17 protein-coding genes are annotated in these 16,780 nt (G+C 72.2%); 12 read left to right on the plus strand and 5 right to left on the minus strand.

Annotated features, from left to right (window positions below; genetic code table 11):
• Nucleotides 1-92: 92 nt before the first annotated feature.
• The 8 genes from ACIQOW_RS33425 to ACIQOW_RS33460 all read left to right on the plus strand — a co-directional run bounded on the left by ACIQOW_RS33425 (nucleotide 93) and on the right by ACIQOW_RS33460 (nucleotide 9,012).
• A complete protein-coding gene (locus ACIQOW_RS33425) occupies nucleotides 93-1,346 on the plus strand; it encodes an amidohydrolase (RefSeq protein WP_401091331.1) in 1,254 nt (417 codons plus the stop codon).
• A gap of 252 nt (nucleotides 1,347-1,598) precedes the next feature.
• Complete coding sequence (locus ACIQOW_RS33430; RefSeq protein ID WP_401091334.1) at nucleotides 1,599-2,660, plus strand: BMP family protein; 1,062 nt, start codon at nucleotides 1,599-1,601, stop codon at nucleotides 2,658-2,660.
• A 344-nt stretch (nucleotides 2,661-3,004) separates the two neighbouring features.
• Nucleotides 3,005-4,531: an ABC transporter ATP-binding protein gene (locus ACIQOW_RS33435; protein WP_401091467.1), complete on the plus strand. Its 1,527-nt coding sequence runs from the start codon at nucleotides 3,005-3,007 to the stop codon at nucleotides 4,529-4,531.
• A 3-nt stretch (nucleotides 4,532-4,534) separates the two neighbouring features.
• Nucleotides 4,535-5,701 (plus strand): ABC transporter permease, encoded by a 1,167-nt coding sequence (locus ACIQOW_RS33440; protein ID WP_401091335.1) that lies wholly within the window; start codon nucleotides 4,535-4,537, stop codon nucleotides 5,699-5,701.
• Nucleotides 5,698-6,963 (plus strand): ABC transporter permease, encoded by a 1,266-nt coding sequence (locus ACIQOW_RS33445; RefSeq protein WP_401091337.1) that lies wholly within the window; start codon nucleotides 5,698-5,700, stop codon nucleotides 6,961-6,963. Before ACIQOW_RS33440 ends, ACIQOW_RS33445 begins: the two co-directional genes overlap by 4 nt.
• The gene (locus tag ACIQOW_RS33450; RefSeq protein ID WP_401091339.1) at nucleotides 6,960-7,370 is read left to right on the plus strand and encodes a cytidine deaminase; all 411 of its coding nucleotides are present in this window, start codon (nucleotides 6,960-6,962) and stop codon (nucleotides 7,368-7,370) included. Before ACIQOW_RS33445 ends, ACIQOW_RS33450 begins: the two co-directional genes overlap by 4 nt.
• 96 nt (nucleotides 7,371-7,466) lie before the next feature.
• Nucleotides 7,467-8,744: a thymidine phosphorylase gene (locus tag ACIQOW_RS33455; RefSeq protein WP_401091341.1), complete on the plus strand. Its 1,278-nt coding sequence runs from the start codon at nucleotides 7,467-7,469 to the stop codon at nucleotides 8,742-8,744.
• A 46-nt stretch (nucleotides 8,745-8,790) separates the two neighbouring features.
• A complete protein-coding gene (locus tag ACIQOW_RS33460) occupies nucleotides 8,791-9,012 on the plus strand; it encodes a type II toxin-antitoxin system RelE/ParE family toxin (protein ID WP_401091343.1) in 222 nt (73 codons plus the stop codon).
• A 37-nt stretch (nucleotides 9,013-9,049) separates the two neighbouring features.
• On the opposite strand, the gene ACIQOW_RS33465 is transcribed toward ACIQOW_RS33460, so the two are convergent.
• Genes ACIQOW_RS33465 through ACIQOW_RS33480 form a run of 4 tightly spaced genes read right to left on the minus strand, consistent with a single transcriptional unit; the run spans nucleotide 9,050 to nucleotide 11,613 of the window.
• Complete coding sequence (locus ACIQOW_RS33465; protein ID WP_401091345.1) at nucleotides 9,050-9,604, minus strand: Uma2 family endonuclease; 555 nt, start codon at nucleotides 9,602-9,604, stop codon at nucleotides 9,050-9,052.
• A 25-nt stretch (nucleotides 9,605-9,629) separates the two neighbouring features.
• Entirely contained in the window at nucleotides 9,630-9,923 is a 294-nt protein-coding gene (locus ACIQOW_RS33470) for a hypothetical protein (protein ID WP_401091347.1), read from the minus strand.
• On the minus strand, nucleotides 9,910-10,263 hold the full coding sequence (locus tag ACIQOW_RS33475; RefSeq protein ID WP_401091348.1) for an AbrB/MazE/SpoVT family DNA-binding domain-containing protein: 354 nt from the start codon (nucleotides 10,261-10,263) through the stop codon (nucleotides 9,910-9,912). Before ACIQOW_RS33475 ends, ACIQOW_RS33470 begins: the two co-directional genes overlap by 14 nt.
• A 51-nt stretch (nucleotides 10,264-10,314) precedes the next feature.
• Complete coding sequence (locus ACIQOW_RS33480) at nucleotides 10,315-11,613, minus strand: MFS transporter (RefSeq protein ID WP_401091350.1); 1,299 nt, start codon at nucleotides 11,611-11,613, stop codon at nucleotides 10,315-10,317.
• Between the two features lie 92 nt (nucleotides 11,614-11,705).
• Between ACIQOW_RS33480 and ACIQOW_RS33485 the strand changes: the two genes are divergently transcribed.
• The 3 genes from ACIQOW_RS33485 to ACIQOW_RS33495 all read left to right on the plus strand — a co-directional run bounded on the left by ACIQOW_RS33485 (nucleotide 11,706) and on the right by ACIQOW_RS33495 (nucleotide 14,570).
• Nucleotides 11,706-12,674, plus strand: a complete 969-nt coding sequence (locus ACIQOW_RS33485) for a LysR family transcriptional regulator (protein WP_188295224.1) — start codon at nucleotides 11,706-11,708, stop codon at nucleotides 12,672-12,674.
• A 140-nt stretch (nucleotides 12,675-12,814) separates the two neighbouring features.
• The gene (locus ACIQOW_RS33490; RefSeq protein WP_401091352.1) at nucleotides 12,815-13,972 is read left to right on the plus strand and encodes an adenosine deaminase; all 1,158 of its coding nucleotides are present in this window, start codon (nucleotides 12,815-12,817) and stop codon (nucleotides 13,970-13,972) included.
• A gap of 226 nt (nucleotides 13,973-14,198) precedes the next feature.
• Nucleotides 14,199-14,570 carry an ATP-binding protein gene (locus ACIQOW_RS33495; RefSeq protein WP_401091354.1) on the plus strand — a complete coding sequence of 124 codons (372 nt, stop codon included), beginning with the start codon at nucleotides 14,199-14,201 and terminating at the stop codon, nucleotides 14,568-14,570.
• A 215-nt stretch (nucleotides 14,571-14,785) separates the two neighbouring features.
• On the opposite strand, the gene ACIQOW_RS33500 is transcribed toward ACIQOW_RS33495, so the two are convergent.
• Nucleotides 14,786-14,971 carry a PspC domain-containing protein gene (locus tag ACIQOW_RS33500; protein ID WP_188295222.1) on the minus strand — a complete coding sequence of 62 codons (186 nt, stop codon included), beginning with the start codon at nucleotides 14,969-14,971 and terminating at the stop codon, nucleotides 14,786-14,788.
• A 371-nt stretch (nucleotides 14,972-15,342) separates the two neighbouring features.
• Here ACIQOW_RS33500 and ACIQOW_RS33505 point away from each other — a divergent pair, with 371 nt between their 5' ends.
• Nucleotides 15,343-16,752, plus strand: coding sequence for a hypothetical protein (locus ACIQOW_RS33505; protein WP_401091356.1), 1,410 nt, complete (start codon nucleotides 15,343-15,345; stop codon nucleotides 16,750-16,752).
• Nucleotides 16,753-16,780 lie beyond the last annotated feature (28 nt).

The raw sequence follows: 16,780 nt of genomic DNA on the forward strand, positions 1-16,780 counted from the left end.
CATACCCACCTGTCCGGCTGGTATGCGCCCATCCGGGCACTAGTTTTCCGGAAGTCGGGCCAAATCCCCCCAACAGGCCTACGATTGGGGAGATGAACCGTCCTGAGCCCGCTCAGTCGGGCGTCACTCTCGCCATCGCACGCCCCGCCGCCGATCTGCGCGAGCGGGTCCGGGCGCTGGAGCCCGAGCTGATCGCCTTCCGCCGTGACCTGCACCGGCACCCGGAGTTGGGCCGCCAGGAGTTCCGTACCACCGGGCTGCTGCGCGACCGGCTGGTGGCCGCCGGCCTCGACCCCAGGGTGCTGCCCGGCGGCACCGGAATGCTGGTCGACATCGTCCCGCCCGGCACCGCCCCGGGAACCGAGTTCCTGGCCTTCCGCGCCGACATCGACGCGCTGCCGATCGACGACGCCAAGACCGACGTGCCGTACCGCTCCACCGTCCCCGGCCGGGCCCACGCCTGCGGCCACGACGTGCACACCTCGGTGCTGCTCGGCACCGGCCTGGTGCTGTCCGAGGCGCTCCGCGCCGGCGAACTGCGCCGCCCCGTCCGGCTGGTGTTCCAGCCCGCGGAGGAGGTCATGCCGGGCGGCGCGCTGGACGTGGTCAAGGCCGGCGGGATGGCGGGCGTCGGGCGGATCTTCGCGGTGCACTGCGACCCCAAGGTGGAGGTCGGCCGGATCGCCCTGAAGGTCGGGGCGATCACCTCGGCCTGCGACCGCCTGGTGCTCCACCTGGACGGGCCGGGAGGGCACACCGCCCGCCCGCACCTGACCACCGATCTGGTCACCGCCGTCGCCCGGATGGCCGCCGACCTCCCGGGGGCGCTGGCCCGCCGGATGGACCCGCGCTGGGGCGTCAGCCTGGTCTGGGGCCGGATCGCCGCCGGCTCCGCGCCCAACGTCATCCCGCAGCACGCCGAACTGGAGGGCACCGTCCGCTGCCTGGAGCTGGACGGCTGGCGCGAGACGCCGGACCTGCTGCACGAGCTGATCGCCAAGGTGGCCGAGACCCACCGGGCCAAGTGGACGCTGGACTACCACCGCGGGGTGCCGCCGGTGGTGAACGAGGCGGTCTCGGTCGCGCTGCTGGACGAGGCGATGAACGCCCGGTTCGGGCGGGACGGGGCCCAGGTGGTGGAGGCCACCGAGCAGAGCCTGGGCGGCGAGGACTTCTCCTGGTACCTGGAGCACGCCCCGGGAGCCCTGGCCAGGCTGGGCGTCCGCGCTCCCGGCGACGCCACCGTCCGGGACCTGCACCAGGGCCGGTTCGACGTGGACGAGCGGGCGATCGGCATCGGCGTGGAGCTGTTCTCGGCGCTGGCCCTGGAGGCGGACGGCAACTGACGGCGGACCCGGGGGCGGTGCGGCCGGCCCGTTCCGGAACCGTCGGATCCGGGGCTCCGGGACGGTTTCGTAGACTGGCCGGACCGACCTCGGATCACCGTCCGCGTGGGGGATAGAGCGTCGGGGAGAACATCAGACCACGGTTTGATAACAACCCGAACGCTCCGGCACCCTGTAACACAACCGTGTTCTACGCGCGTTACGGTGGCGTCCGACCGCGCCAAACGGGTGCGTGTAGAAGGAGATATCCCCTTGCGCCGTTCAATGAAGCTCGCCGCGGTTGTGCTCTCGGGTTCCCTGGGCATGGCCTCGCTCGCCGCTTGCGGCGCAAAGAGCACCGACTCCTCCGCCTCCGGCTCGGGCGACGGTTCGCTCAAGGTCGGCCTGGCCTACGACATCGGCGGCCGTGGCGACCAGTCGTTCAACGACTCCGCCGCCCGCGGCCTGGACAAGGCCAAGTCGGAGCTGGGCGTCTCGGTGACCGAGGCCGAGGCCAAGCCGGGCGAGGCCGAGGCCGACAAGGAGACCCGCCTCAAGAACCTGATCGACGGTGGCTACAAGACCATCGTCGCGGTCGGCTTCGTCTACCAGCCGGCGGTCAACAAGGTCGCCAAGGACAACCCGAACGTCAAGTTCGCGATCATCGACTCGAACGACAAGGACCAGCCGGCCAACGTCACCTCGCTGCTCTTCGCCGAGCAGGAGGGCTCGTACCTGGCCGGTGTCGCCGCCGCGAACAAGTCGAAGAGCAAGCACGTCGGCTTCATCGGCGGTGTGCAGTCCGAGCTGATCAAGAAGTTCGAGGCCGGTTACAAGGCGGGTGTGAAGTCCGTCGACCCGAACATCACGGTCGAGACCACCTACCTGACCACCCCGCCGGACTTCACCGGCTTCACCTCGCCCGACAAGGGCAAGGAGGCCGCCCAGGGCCAGCTCGACAAGGGCGCGGACGTCATCTACACCGCCGCCGGCTCCTCCGGCAACGGTGCCATCGAGGCCGTCGCCAACAAGTCGGGCGCCCTGGCCATCGGTGTCGACTCCGACCAGGCCAACCAGCCGGCCCTGGCGAAGTACAAGAACAGCATCCTGACCTCGATGGTCAAGAACGTCGACACCGCGGTGTTCTCGTACATCGACTCGGTCAAGAAGGGCCAGAGCCCGACCGGCGTCAAGCTGTTCGACCTGAAGTCCGACGGTGTCTCGCTCGCCACCACCGGCAACAAGATCGACGACATCCAGGACAAGCTGAAGGCCGCCGCCGAGTCGATCAAGTCCGGCGCCACCACCATCCCGACCGCGCCGGCCGCCCAGTAACGACCGCGCGTCCCGGACGCCGCAGCGCTGCCGCCTGCCAGGCAGCGCGACGCATCCACACAGTTCACGGGAGGGGCCCGGCAGGGTGCGCTCAACGCGTACCCCCGGGCCCCGTTCCGTCTCTCCGTTTCCCTTGGCCCTCCGTGCGCAACGACGCGCCTCCAGACCACCAGGAGATCGCCATCACCGCATCCGATCCCGTCCCCCTGCGCAAGGACGGAACCCCCAGCGCGGGGGCGGCGACACCGGCCGTCGAACTGCGCGGCATCACCAAGCGCTTCCCGGGTGTCGTGGCCAACCACGACATCAACCTCACCGTCCGCACCGGCACCGTGCACGCCCTGATGGGTGAGAACGGCGCCGGCAAGTCGACGCTGATGAAGATCCTCTACGGCATGCAGAAGCCGGACGAGGGCACCATCGCGATCAACGGCGAGCCGTGCGAGTTCAACACCCCCGGCGACGCCATCGCCCGCGGCGTCGGCATGGTGCACCAGCACTTCATGCTCGCCGACAACCTCACGGTGTGGGAGAACGTCGTCCTCGGCGGCGAGAAGCTCCACGGCATCGGCGCCAGGGCGAAGGCGAAGATCAGGGAGATCTCCGACCAGTACGGCCTGGGCGTGCGCCCGGACGCCCTGGTCGAGGACCTCGGGGTCGCCGACCGCCAGCGCGTCGAGATCCTCAAGGTGCTGTACCGCGGCGCCAAGATCCTCATCCTCGACGAGCCCACGGCCGTGCTGGTCCCGCAGGAGGTCGACGCGCTGTTCGACAACCTGCGCGACCTCAAGTCCGAGGGCGTCACCGTCATCTTCATCTCGCACAAGCTGCACGAGGTGCTCGCGGTGGCCGACGCGATCAGCGTCATCCGGCGCGGCACCACGGTCGGCGACGCCGACCCGAAGGCCGTCACCGCCCGCCAGCTCGCCGAGCTGATGGTCGGCGCCGAGCTGCCCTCCCCGGAGAGCCGCGAGTCGACCGTCACCGACACCGTGATGCTCGACGTCGAGGGCCTGCGGATCGCCAAGACCGACGCCGAGGGCATCGAGCGCGTCGTCCTGGACGACATCTCGCTGCGCATCCACAAGGGCGAGATCCTCGGCATCGCCGGCGTCGAGGGCAACGGCCAGGCCGAACTGGTCGAGGCCATCATGGGCATGCTGCCGCTGAACGCCGGTACCGTGACCCTGGACGGCGAGGACCTCTCCGGCGCCCAGACCCGGGCCCGCCGCGAGGCCGGCATCGGCTACATCCCCGAGGACCGCCACCGGCACGGCCTGCTGCTGGAGGCCCCGCTCTGGGAGAACCGCGTCCTCGGTCACGTCACCGAGGCGCCCAACTCCAAGGGCCTGCTGCTCGACCGGGCCGCCGCCCGTACGGACACCTGGCGGATCGTCGAGGAGTACGACGTCCGCACTCCCGGCATCGAGGTCACCGCGGCCTCGCTCTCCGGCGGCAACCAGCAGAAGCTGATCATCGGCCGCGAGATGAGCCACCGGCCCAAGCTGCTGATCGCCGCCCACCCGACCCGCGGTGTGGACGTCGGCGCGCAGGCGCAGATCTGGGAGCACATCCGGGTCGCCCAGCGGGCCGGCCTGGCCGTCCTGCTGATCTCCGCCGATCTGGACGAGCTGATCGGCCTGTCCGACACCATCCGGGTCGTCTACCGCGGCCGCCTGGTCGCCGACGCCGACCCGGCCACCGTCACCGCCGAGGACCTCGGTACCGCGATGACCGGTGCCGCCAGCGGCCACCTGGAGTCCGAGCCGGAGGCCGTCGCCGAGGCGCAGGCCGTCGCGGCCGAGGGCACCGAGGCCGAGGCCGGGCACCAGCCCACCGACACCGCCGACGACCCGCAGGCGGGGGAGTAACCCATGACCAGTCCCAACCCCGCCGCCGCGAAGCCCGGCCTGGCGCAGCGGTTCAGCGGCGAGCGGATCACGCTGGCCCTGGCCGCGCCGGTGCTCGCGATCGTGCTGTCCCTCGTGATCTGCTCCGCCCTGCTGGCCACCTCGGGCAAGAACCCGTTCGACGCGTGGAACGTGATGATCACGTACGCCACCAAGTCGGACGGCCAGGTGAACATCCTCAACCGGACCACCACCTACTACCTGGCCGCCGCGGCCGCCGCGTTCGGGTTCCGGATGAACCTGTTCAACATCGGCGTCGAGGGCCAGTACAAGGTCGCGGCGCTGTTCGCGGCCTTCGTCGGCGGCCAGCTCGACCTGCCGGCGTTCATCCAGATCCCGCTGCTGCTCATCACCGCGATGCTGGTCGGCGGTCTGTACGCGAGCATCGCCGGCCTGCTCAAGGTCTACCGCGGCGTCAGCGAGGTCATCTCGACCATCATGCTGAACTCGATCGCGACCGCGATCGTCGGTGTGCTGCTCGTCCCGGGGATCTTCGCGCCCAAGGTCAGCGGCACCAGCAACTCGATCCAGACCGAGAAGGTCTCGGAGTCCAGCCACTTCTTCTCGATCGAGACGGACGGCGGCAGGCTCTGGGGCTTCCTGATCGTCGCCGTCGTGGTCGGCGTGGTCTTCCAGTTCGTGCTGACCCGCACCCGCTTCGGCTTCGACCTGCGCGCCACCGGCCGTTCGGAGACCGCCGCCACCGCCTCCGGCGTCAACGTCAAGAAGATGGTCGTCGTCTCGATGGTCGTCTCCGGCGCGATCGCCGGCCTGATCGGCCTGCCGGAGCTGCTGCAGAACTCGTACTACTTCGGCCAGACCTTCCAGCCCGGCCTGGGCTTCCTGGGCATCTCGATCGCCCTGCTCGGCCGGAACAGCCCGATCGGCATCGCCTTCGCGGCGCTGCTGTTCGCCTTCCTGGACGCCGCCGGCTCGGTGCTGCCGCTGCCCATGAACGGCGAGTTCCCCTTCGAGATCGTCGACGTCATGAAGGGCACCATCGTCATCTGCGTCGTCGTCGCGTACGAGCTGGTGCGTCGCTACGGCCTGACCCGCCAGCAGAAGCGGGTCGGCGCCGAGCTCGCCGCCCAGGCTGCCGCGAACAGTGAGAAGAAGGAGGTGTCCGCATGAGCACGGCCACCGCTGCTCGTCCGAAGGCGTCGGGCGCACCCGCGAAGAAGCGCAAGCTGTCCTGGCCGGTGGTGCTCCTGCTGATCGCGGGTGCCCTGGTGCTGTTCTCGGCCGTGGGCATGGCCACCGGCAGCCACTCGCTGACCTCCTCCGGGCAGGTCACCGCCGCCCTCGGTGCGGCCGTGCCGATCGGCATGGCCGGTCTCGGCGGTCTCTGGTCCGAGCGGGCCGGTGTGGTCAACATCGGTCTCGAAGGCATGATGGTCGCCGGCACCTTCTGCGGCGCCTGGGCCGGCTACCTGGTCAACCCGTGGGTCGGCCTGCTGGCCGGCATGGCCGGCGGCGCGCTCGGCGGTCTGCTGCACGCGCTCGTCACCGTCACCTTCGGCGTCGACCACATCGTCTCGGGCGTCGGCATCAACCTGCTGATCCCCGGTATCTGCGCGTACGTCAACCGGATCTACTACAAGGACTACGTCTCGGTCGGTGCCGGCCAGAACCAGTCCCCGCCGGCCGATCCGCTGCCGTACATCACCGTCCCCGGCCTGTCCTCCTGGCTCAAGGACATCGAGACCCACCACTGGTTCTTCGTCTCGGACGTCGCGGGCGTGCTCGGCGGCCTGGTCACCAACATCTCGGTGGTCGTGCTGCTGGCCGCCGCGCTGATCGTGGCCAGCTACTTCGCGCTCTGGCGCACGGTGTTCGGCCTGCGGCTGCGCTCCTGCGGCGAGAACCCGACCGCCGCCGAGTCGCTGGGCGTCAACGTCTACAAGTACAAGTACCTGGCGGTCATCGCCTCCGGCGCCTTCGCGGGCCTCGGCGGCGCGTACCTCTCGCTGGTCGCCGCGCACTTCTACAAGGACGGCCAGACGGCGGGCCGGGGCTTCATCGGCCTCGCCGCGATGATCTTCGGCAACTGGATGCCCGGCGGTCTCGCCATGGGCGCCGGCCTGTTCGGCTTCACCGACAGCCTCCAGCTGCGCGACCCGGAGTCGGTGCACGTGCTGATCCTGATCGTCGGCATCGCGATGATCCTGCTCGCGCTCTGGCACCTGTACCGCCGCAAGTACGTCGCGACGGCGATCGCCGCCGCGGCGGCCGCCGGTCTGATCGCCTGGTACGCGTTCACCGACGAGGTGCAGCGCCCGCTGATCGTCGCCACGCCGTACGTGATCACCCTGGTGGTGCTCGCCCTGGCCTCGCAGCGGCTGCGGATGCCGAAGGCGGACGGCCAGATCTACCGCAAGGGCCAGGGCAAGTGACCGCCCCGGTGCCCGCGGCGCCGTCCGCGGTCGACTGGGAGCTACTGCGCACGGCGGCGCGCGAGGCCATGGGCCACGCGTACGCGCCGTACAGCAGGTTCCCGGTCGGCGCGGCCGCGCTGGTGGACGACGGCCGGGTGGTCACCGGCTGCAACGTGGAGAACGCCTCGTACGGGCTCGGGCTGTGCGCCGAGTGCGGGCTGGTGTCCGCGCTGCACGCCTCCGGCGGCGGCCGGCTGGTCGCCTTCACCTGTGTGGACGGCGCCGGCGAGCTGCTGATGCCGTGCGGGCGCTGCCGCCAGCTGCTGTACGAGCACGGCGGCCCCGGGCTGCTGATCGAACTGGCCTCGGGCGTCAAGCCGATGAGTGAGGTCCTGCCTGACGCGTTCGGGCCGGAGCGGCTCTAGCCCCGGCAATTGTTACGCGCGTAGAGTGTCGCGAGTGGGCCGGAACCCGGTCATCTCGCGACACTCTTCGCTTTTGAAACCCCTCTTGGAGCACGCATGGACGCCATCTCCGTCATCAGGACCAAGCGCGATCGCGGAGAGCTGAGCGACGCTCAGATCGACTGGGTCATCGACGCCTACACCCGCGGCGAGGTCGCCGACGAGCAGATGTCCGCGTTGGCGATGGCGATCCTGCTCAACGGGATGCAGTCGCGCGAGATCAGCCGCTGGACCGACGCCATGATCCGCTCCGGCGTCCGGATGGACTTCTCCTCGCTGCCGCTGCCCACCAGCGACAAGCACTCCACCGGCGGCGTCGGCGACAAGATCACCCTGCCGCTCGCCCCGCTGGTCGCCGCCTGCGGCGCCGCCGTCCCGCAGCTGTCCGGCCGCGGCCTCGGCCACACCGGCGGCACCCTGGACAAGCTGGAGTCCATCCCCGGCTGGCGCGCCCTGCTCTCCAACGAGGAGATGCTCGACGTGCTGCGCTCCGTCGGCGCGGTGATCTGCGCCGCGGGTGACGGCCTCGCGCCGGCCGACAAGAAGCTGTACGCGCTGCGCGACGTCACCGGCACCGTCGAGGCGATCCCGCTGATCGCCTCCTCGATCATGTCCAAGAAGATCGCCGAGGGTACCGGCGCGCTGGTCCTGGACGTCAAGGTCGGCTCCGGGGCGTTCATGAAGAACCTGGACGACGCCCGCGAACTGGCCCGCACCATGGTCGGCCTGGGCACCACCGCCGGGGTCAACACCGTCGCCCTGCTCACCGACATGTCCACCCCGCTCGGCCTCACCGCGGGCAACGCGCTGGAGGTCAGGGAGTCCCTGGAGGTGCTGGCGGGCGGCGGCCCGGCCGACGTCGTCGAGCTGACCCTCGCGCTCGCCCGCGAGATGCTCGCCGCGGCCGGCGTGCACGGCAAGGACCCGGCGGACGCGCTGCGCGACGGCTCCGCGATGGACCACTGGCGCCGCATGATCGCCGCCCAGGGCGGCGACGTGGACGCCCCGCTCCCGGTCGCCCGCGAGCAGCACGTCATCCCGGCGCCCGCCTCCGGCGTGCTCACCGCGCTGGACGCCTACGCGATCGGCGTCTGCGCCTGGCGCCTGGGCGCCGGCCGCGCCCGCAAGGAGGACCCGGTCCAGGCCGGCGCCGGCGTCGAGATGCACGCCAAGCCGGGCGACACCGTGGTGGCGGGCCGGCCCCTGCTGACCCTGCACACCGACACCCCGGAGCGCTTCGACTACGCGATCGAGGCCCTGTCCGGCGCCATCGAGGTCGCCCCGGCGGGCACGGCGTTCACTCCGGACCCGATCGTCCTCGACCGCATCGCGTAGTCATACGACTACTCCGTGTGCGGCGGTGTGGTCTACGCTGCCGCACATGGGAGTCGACCGCTTCGTGGTCGAGATCGAACCTGAGGTCCGTGACTGGCTCGCGGCGCTTCCGGCGCGGCACTATGCCGGCGTTGAGGATCACCTCGATTACCTGGCAGAGCATCCGACGACACTTGGTGAGCCGCTCTCGCGGCACCTGGGCGGGCCATTGCGGGAGCTTCGGGGCCGGAGCTTCGCTTCCAGACTCCGGTCGCCTGAACGCCGCTGAGGAGCCCGCACCCGCCCCCGGGTGCGGGCTCCTTCGCTCAGGCGTACGTCCGCAGGACGCCCGTGTCGAGGGTCCAGGGGCCGACGGTGACGATGTCGCCGAAGGCGAACTCCTTGCGGCGGGTGTAGCCGGGCTCGTCGTGGATGATTCCGGTGCCCTTGCGGGGGTCGACCAGGAGATACATCGGGATGCCCATGGCCGAGTAGTCGCGGACCTTGCCGTGGTAGTCGTTCTCAGGGTTGGACTTGGAGACGATTTCCACGACCAGAAGGATCTCGTGAGGGAGGAGAGCCGGCTTGTCGTCGTCCAGATTCGCCTCGGGAAACACCATCAGGTCCGGGTTCCGGAGCCGGCCGAGGCCGACATCCTCCAAGTCCGCGCCGCCGTGGGCGATGTAGCCGGGATGGGTCTGGGCCAGCTGGGTGTTGAGCTGTCGCGCCAGACGGATGACGGCGAGCTCGCGGCGCCTCACGGGCGACATCCTCATGACGATCTCGCCGTCCGCGATCTCGATCTTCCCTATCCCTGGAATCCGGGGCAGCTGGTCGGCGATCTCACGCAACCGGGCGAACACGGCGGGATCGATGCTCACGCCCGGAGTGTATCGGCGGCCGCGGTCAGGGGCGGTGGAAGACGTCGTGGGTGCCGATCCGGCGCCAGACGATGTGCGGCTCGCCGTCCTGGACGGAGGCGCCGTAGCTGAAGGTCGCCCGGCCGTCGGGGGCCCAGGTCAGCTCCCAGACGTCCGGATGCCCCTGCATCTTCTTCACCCGGAGGCTCCGCCGAAAGCCCTGCCCGGCCCGCAGGTCGGTGACGAACTGGGCGACGGCGACGAGGGAGGCGGCCTTCTGCGCCGGGGTCAGGCCCTTCCAGTCGCGTAGGAAGTGGGCCAGCGACTCATACGTCGGCACGGCGCTTGATCTCCTCCAGGTCCAGCCCGGCTTCGTCGGCGAGCGACTGCAGGAAGGAGTCGCCGTCCTGGAACACGTCCCCGCGCTCGCCCGTGGCGATGGCGGCCTCGACCTCCTGCTCCTTCTCCTGCCAGGCGGGGCTCCAGAACCAGGCCTGGTCGTCGGGGATCACGGAGGCCGGGGTCAGGACGATGCGGCCGTCCTCGACCGCGACCACCAGCTGATCGCCCTCCTGGAGGTCCAACTGCTCTCTTATCTCCTGGGGGATGGTGACCACGCCCTTCTTCCGCACGGGTGTGGACACCAGGTGGGGGCGACGGCGGCGCTTGAGGTCTGCCATAGGGAAAGTCTACCTGGCGGAAAGTCTGCCCGGCTGCCCGAGTGCTCGCCCTCACGCCCGGGAGCGTGCCGAGGTCATCCGCCGCGCCGCGTGGGCCTGGCGGGTGGCGTAGAGGGTGACGGCGGCGGCGAGGGCCATGGCGGTGAGGCCGACGGTGGCGGCGCCGGGCCAGCCGGTGGCGTGGTAGGCGTCCGCGCCGAGGGTGCCGCCGACGCTGTTGCCGAGGTAGTAGGCGATCAGATACAGGGCGGAGGCCTGGGCGCGGCCCTCGGTGGCGGTGCGGCCGACCGAGGAGGAGGCGGTGGCGTGGCCGGCGAAGAAGCCGGCGGTGATCAGGACCAGGCCGAGCAGGGCGCAGACCAGGGACTCGGCGAGGGAGAGCAGCAGGCCGGCCGCGGTCACGCCGACGGAGACGTAGAGGGCGCCGCGCCGGCCGAGCCGGGCGGAGAGCCGGCCGGCCGCGGCGGAGGTGCCGGTGCCGACCAGGTAGACCACGAAGATCGAGGCGGCGATCGACTCCGGCAGGTGGAACGGCGCGCCGATCAGCCGGTAGCCGACGGTGTTGTAGACCGCGCCGAACACCGCCATGAACAGCATTCCGAGCAGGTACAGCCGTACCAGCAGCGGGTTGCGCAGGTGCCGTCCGACGGTGCGGGTGAGCGCGCGGGCGTCCACCGAGGCCGGGGTGAAGTGGCGGGCGGCAGGGATCAGCAGCCGGAAGGCGAGGGTGGCGAGCAGGGCGAGGACGGCGGAGGCGGCGAGGCCCCAGCGCCAGCCGAGCCCGGCGGCGGTCCAGCCGGAGATCAGCCGGCCGCCCATCCCGCCGATGCTGTTGCCGGCCACGTACAGGCCCATCGCGGAGGGCAGCGCGCCGGGGCGGACCTCCTCGGCGAGGTAGGCCATGGCGGTGGCGGGGAGTCCGGCTAGGGCGGCGCCCTGGAGGACCCGCAGCGTGACGAGGGTGGTGAGGTCGGGGGCGAACGGCAGGGCGAGGGCGAGCGCGGAGGCGGCGAGGGTGGAGGCCGTCATCACCGCGGTGCGGCCGTACCTGTCGGACAGCGCGCTGGCCGGGAGCAGCCCGAGGGCGAGGCCGAGGGTGGCGGCGGAGGCCGTCCAGCTGGCCTGGCCGGGGGTGAGGTCGAGGTCGGCCGAGAGGACCGGCAGCAGGCCCTGGGTGGAGTAGAGCAGGACGAAGGTCGCGACGCCGGCGGCGAACAGGGCGAGGTTGGCGCGGCGGAAGGCGCGCTGCCCGGGGCCGAGGCGGTCGTCCGCGGGGGCGGCCGAGGGGGAGGGGTCGGGGGCGGGGGCATCCGGGGCGGTCACGGATGCCCTGGTATCGGAGGGCTGCATGGCGTCGACGGTAGGCCTGCCGCCTTTGATGCGTCCAATGCATGAAGCGGGGATGATCGATGCACTGGCGTATGAGTCGAGGTGGTGACGGAATGGCGGGTGCCGAACCGGTGGACGGCGGCGAGCAGCGGTACCGGGTCGCCGAGTTGGGGCCGGAGGAGCCGGCCGTGCTGCTGGCGCCACGGCTGGCCCGGTTCGCGGCGGTGGCCCGGCTGGAGCACGTGACCCAGGCGGCGGCGCTGCTCGGGGTGCCGCAGCCGACGCTGTCGCGCGCGGTGGCCGGGCTGGAGGAGGACCTGGGGGTGGACCTGCTGGCCCGTCAGGGCCGTACGGTCCGGCTGACCAGGGCGGGCCGGCTGCTGCTGGCCTCGGTGGAGCGGGCGCTGGCCGAGGTGGAGCGCGGCGCCGCGGCGGCCAGGGCGGCGGCGGACCCGGCGGTGGGCCTGGTGGCCTTCGGGTTCCTGCACACGATGGGGCCGGACGCGGTGCCGGCGCTGCTGCGGGGCTTCCGGGCGGCGCACCCGCGGGTGCGGTTCCAGCTGGTGCAGGACTACGGCGCGGCGATGCTGGAGCGTTTGCGGGCGGGGGAGTTGGACCTCTGCCTGGTCGCGCCGCTGCCGGAGGACCCGGCGTTCACCGCCCGCCTGCTGGACGAGCAGCGGCTGAACCTGGTCGTCCCGGCGGACCACCGGCTGGCCGGGCGGCGGCGGATCCGGCTGGCGGAGGTGGCCGAGGAGCCGTTCGTCGGGCTGGAGCAGGGGTACGGGCTGCGCGCGATCACGGACGGCTTCTGCGCGGAGGCGGGCTTCGTCCCCAGGCCGGCGTTCGAGGGCGAGGAGGCGGAGACGCTGCGCGGGCTGGTGGCGGCCGGGCTGGGGGTGGCGCTGCTGCCGCCGGCCCTGGTGCCGCGGCCCGGGGTGGTGGAGCTGGAGGTGACGGCGCCGCGCACCCGGCGGGCGATCGGGCTGGCCTGGGTGGCGGGGCGGCCGCTGAGCCCGCCGGCCGCGGCCTTCCGGGACTTCGTGCTCTCCCGGCGCGGGCGGTTGTTGCAGCACGACTGACGTCTTTGCGGGCGCTCGCCGCGACGGGCTGACGCTTTGGTGGATCGTATGGACCGGGCGGTGGAATTCCCGGTGGAGTTTGGACCATCCGGTGGTGTCGGCGGTGGTGGGTCTACGCGCGTAGGGGCTATATTTCCGCAATGGAACAGCAGATCCCCGTCACCACCGCGGGCACGGGCCCGCGCATCCCCACCGCCGACCAGATCCGCCGCGCGCCGAAGGTCCTCCTGCACGACCACCTGGACGGCGGGCTGCGCCCGGAGACCGTGGTCGAGCTGGCCGCCGCCTGCGGCTACCAGGGCCTGCCCACCACCGACCCCAAGGAGCTCGGCGAGTGGTTCCGCGAGGCCGCCGACTCCGGTTCGCTGGTCCGCTACCTGGAGACCTTCGCGCACACCTGCGCCGTGATGCAGACCCGTGCGGCGCTGATCAAGGTCGCCGCGGACTGCGCCGAGGACCTGGCCGCCGACGGCGTCGTGTACGCCGAGGTCCGCTACGCCCCCGAGCAGCACCTGGAGGCCGGGCTGACCCTGGACGAGGTCGTCGAGGCCGTCCAGGAGGGCTTCCGCCTCGGCGAGGCCAACGCCCGCGAGGCCGGCCACCGGATCCGCGTCGGCACCCTGCTGACCGCGATGCGGCACGCCGCCCGCTCCACCGAGATCGCCGAACTGGCCAACCGCTACCGGGACCAGGGCGTGGTCGGCTTCGACATCGCGGGCGCCGAGGCCGGCTACCCCCCCACCCGCCACCAGGCCGCCTTCGACTACCTCAAGGGCGAGAACAACCACTTCACGATCCACGCGGGCGAGGCCTTCGGCCTGCCGTCGATCTGGGAGGCCCTCCAGTGCTGCGGCGCCGACCGGCTCGGCCACGGGGTGCGGATCGTCGACGACATCACGGTCGGCGAGGACGGCGGCGTCGAGCTCGGCCGGCTGGCCGCGTACGTGCGCGACAAGCGCATCCCGCTGGAGATGTGCCCGACCTCCAACATCCAGACCGGCGCCGCCTCCTCCTACACCGAGCACCCGATCGGGCTGCTCAGCCGGCTGAAGTTCCGGGTCACCGTGAACACCGACAACCGGCTGATGAGCGGCACCAGCATGAGCCGGGAGTTCGGCCACGTGGTGGAGGCCTTCGGCTACACGCTGGGGGACCTGGAGTGGTTCACGGTGAACGCGATGAAGTCCGCGTTCCTGCCCTTCGACGAGCGGCTGGCGATGATCAGCGACGTGATCAAGCCGGGGTACGCCGAGCTGAAGGCGGAGTGGCTGTTCAGCGCGGGCACCGGCGGCAACTGAGCCGGTGGGCTAGGTGCCGGTCCGGCCGGTCGGATGAACGCGACGTTCCTGCAAGCGAGTTGGCGTTCATCCGACTACTCACTCGGGTGAGTGAACACCCTTTGGTTCCCGCGCGACCTGCTCACTACGGTGTGCCAGTCACTGCCGACACGCGCCGCGACGGTCGCCCGTCCGTCGCTCCCTCGCGCGAAGTCGGCCACCGACGAGGACCCAAAGGGGACCAACCATGAAGCAGGCTCTCAAGGCCGCCGGCACCGCGGCTCTCGGCATCGCCATCGCGGCGGTCGGCGCCGGCGCCGCCTCCGCGGCTGACGGCCAGGCGGCCGGCGGCCTCGGGCTGCCCACCGGGGCGCTCACCAACCCCGCGGTGACCGGCGCGGTCACCGACACCGCAGCCAAGCTGCCCGGGGCCGACAAGGTCACCGGCACGCTGGGCACCCTCGCCCCGACCGTCGGCAAGGCCGTCCCGGCCGGCGACACCCCGCTGGCTGGCGTCACCCAGCAGCGCGCCGCCCTCCCGACCGTCCCGGGCCTGGACAAGACCCCGGTCGGCGGGCTGACCGGTCTGCTCCCGGGCCTCCCCGGTCTGGCCGGCTGAGCCGGAACCCACGGCACGGCGACGGGCCGTCCACCCCGGGGATCCCGGGGCGGGCGGCCCGTCGGCGTTCGCCGGGGTCGCGGCGTCCGCCGGGCCGTGCCCGCCGGGCCCGGCGGGCACGCACTCGGCACGTCTCCCGGCCGCCCCGCTCACGTCTCCCGGTCGCCCGGCGCGCGGCCCCGGGCCACACCGGTCGCGGCCCCGGGCCGCCCGGCTCACGGTTCCTGGGGGAGCAGCAGCCAGAGGGCCAGGTAGAGCAGGAACTGCGGTCCTGGCAGCAGGCAGGAGAGCAGGAAGATCAGCCGGACGGTCCACGGGGTCAGGCCGAAGCGTTCGGCGATCCCGGCGCAGACGCCGGCGAGGACACGGTTGTGGCGGGGACGGGCGAGACGCGCACTCATGGCCTACTCCGTACGGTGGCGGCCCGGTCCGGGCGGTCCGGCGGGCTACTTCCATGGTCCGTCGCCGTCGGCCGGGGAACCTCCGTCCAGCAGGTGATTTCCCAGCCCCGAGGGGTCGCCGGGGTGGCGTAGCCGGGTGTCGGGGTCGTTCTCAGGGTGACCCTGAGGGAGGGGGGAGCCTCCTCGGACATCCGGGCCGGAAGGGTGTCGGGCCGGGTCCGTTCGGGAGCCGGGAAGCGGCTCGATAGGATGCCGCCGATCGCAGTCGGCCGGGGGGCGGACCAAGAGACCGGCATTGTTGTGGAATGACCTCTCGTGCAAGCGATTTCACGTCCTGACGGGTTCCATCCGAATTCTCTCGTGAGGTTGAGTTGCGCATTCGGCACCGCAGACTCCTGGCCGCGACCGCTGCCGTCGCGCTGGCCTCCGCCCTGGCCGTGGTCGAGGCTCCGGCCGGCTCCGCCGCGGAGGAGGCCGTCCTGGCGGTCCGGGACGTCCAGCCCCGGCCGTCGCCGGTCGTGATCGCCTTCAGCGGCCTTCCCGGCACCGTCCGGGCGGGCGGCGCGCCGGTGGAGTTCTCCGTGACGCTCAGGAACACCGCCGACCACCTGGTGTCCGTCCCGTCCTCGGCCTTCGCCGTCGGGGACACCGGCACCGGCGCCCGGCAGAGCCAGTTCAGGCTGGAGTACCAGTCGCCCGGCGGCACCCGGTGGCAGGACGCCCGGGTGGACGCCGCGGACGCCCGGGCCCGCTGGACGTTCGACCAGCCCGCCGTGCTGTCGCTGGCGGCCGGCGCCGAGGCCGGCTACCGGCTGCGGCTCACCGTCACCGCCGACGCCCCGGCCGGCCGGGTGACGCCGGGCTTCGACTCCGTGGTCTCCGATCCGGCCCTGCCGCCGGAGCAGCGCACCACGTCGGCGAGCAGCGGCCACCCGGACCTGGTCATAGCCCCGGCGGTGGCGCCCACCACCCCGCTCACCACCCCGCCCACGACCCCGCCGGCCACCCCCGCGGCCACCGTGGAGGTCGGGTTCGACTCGGTGCCCGTCTCCTTCACCGCGGGCGCGGAGGCGAAGCCGTTCAGGCTGGTCCTCACCAACCGGAGCGGCCGGCCGCTGCGGGTCCTGCCCGCGGTCGTGTTCCAGGGGGAGTCCGAACTCCCGTCGGACGTGGTCGGGTTGGAGTTCCGTGCCGCCGACGGGCAGTGGCGGGGAGCCACCCGCGTCGGCAGCCAGGAGCACCCGACCTGGCTCTACTGCACGCTGCGGACCGGGGACAGGAACGCCGACACCGTCACGCTGGCGAACGGCGAGAGCCACACGATCGAGCTCCGGCTGGCCTTCACCAAGGACGCTCCGCCCCGCGCCGAATCCCTGACGGCCCTCGCGGGCACCCTGCCCGGGGAGGGTGAGAGCGCGGCCGAGGCGGTGGGCCAGGAGGCCGACTTCATCATCGTGGCCGCGGCGACCGCCCCGCCCGCGCCGGCCTCCTCGGCCACCGGCCGGGCCCCGGTCGCGACCGAGCCGTCCACCGCCCCGGTCGTCCCGGCCGCGGCGGCCGCGGCGCCCGTCCCGGTGGTGCCGAGCCCGGCAACCGGCGGCCCGCGGCCGGTCGCCGCCGCTGCCCCGGAGCCCGGCAACCGGCTGGCCTCCACCGGTGGCGGTACGGCCGCGGAGCCGATGGCGATCACCGGCGTGACCGCGATCGCCCTCGGCATCGGCACCCTGGTGGTGGCGCGCCGACGCAACCGGGTGCGGGGCGGTGCCGGGAGGCGCTTCTGACGGGCCTTCCGGCGCCCGTACGGAGGGC

The sequence above is a fragment of the Kitasatospora sp. NPDC091335 genome (assembly GCF_044757205.1).
GTDB lineage: Bacteria > Actinomycetota > Actinomycetes > Streptomycetales > Streptomycetaceae > Kitasatospora.

Bases quoted from the DNA above. Each gene is read 5' to 3' on its own strand.
- ACIQOW_RS33460 (WP_401091343.1), top strand. From the start codon at position 8,791: ATGGGAGTCGACCGCTTCGTGGTCGAGATCGAACCTGAGGTCCGTGAC.
- ACIQOW_RS33435 (WP_401091467.1), top strand. From the start codon at position 3,005: ATGGGTGAGAACGGCGCCGGCAAGTCGACGCTGATGAAGATCCTCTAC.
- ACIQOW_RS33455 (WP_401091341.1), top strand. From the start codon at position 7,467: ATGGACGCCATCTCCGTCATCAGGACCAAGCGCGATCGCGGAGAGCTG.
- ACIQOW_RS33500 (WP_188295222.1), bottom strand. From the start codon at position 14,971: ATGAGTGCGCGTCTCGCCCGTCCCCGCCACAACCGTGTCCTCGCCGGC.
- ACIQOW_RS33485 (WP_188295224.1), top strand. From the start codon at position 11,706: ATGGCGGGTGCCGAACCGGTGGACGGCGGCGAGCAGCGGTACCGGGTC.
- ACIQOW_RS33445 (WP_401091337.1), top strand. From the start codon at position 5,698: ATGAGCACGGCCACCGCTGCTCGTCCGAAGGCGTCGGGCGCACCCGCG.
- ACIQOW_RS33495 (WP_401091354.1), top strand. From the start codon at position 14,199: ATGAAGCAGGCTCTCAAGGCCGCCGGCACCGCGGCTCTCGGCATCGCC.
- ACIQOW_RS33490 (WP_401091352.1), top strand. From the start codon at position 12,815: ATGGAACAGCAGATCCCCGTCACCACCGCGGGCACGGGCCCGCGCATC.
- ACIQOW_RS33475 (WP_401091348.1), bottom strand. From the start codon at position 10,263: ATGGCAGACCTCAAGCGCCGCCGTCGCCCCCACCTGGTGTCCACACCC.
- ACIQOW_RS33480 (WP_401091350.1), bottom strand. From the start codon at position 11,613: ATGCAGCCCTCCGATACCAGGGCATCCGTGACCGCCCCGGATGCCCCC.
- ACIQOW_RS33440 (WP_401091335.1), top strand. From the start codon at position 4,535: ATGACCAGTCCCAACCCCGCCGCCGCGAAGCCCGGCCTGGCGCAGCGG.
- ACIQOW_RS33425 (WP_401091331.1), top strand. From the start codon at position 93: ATGAACCGTCCTGAGCCCGCTCAGTCGGGCGTCACTCTCGCCATCGCA.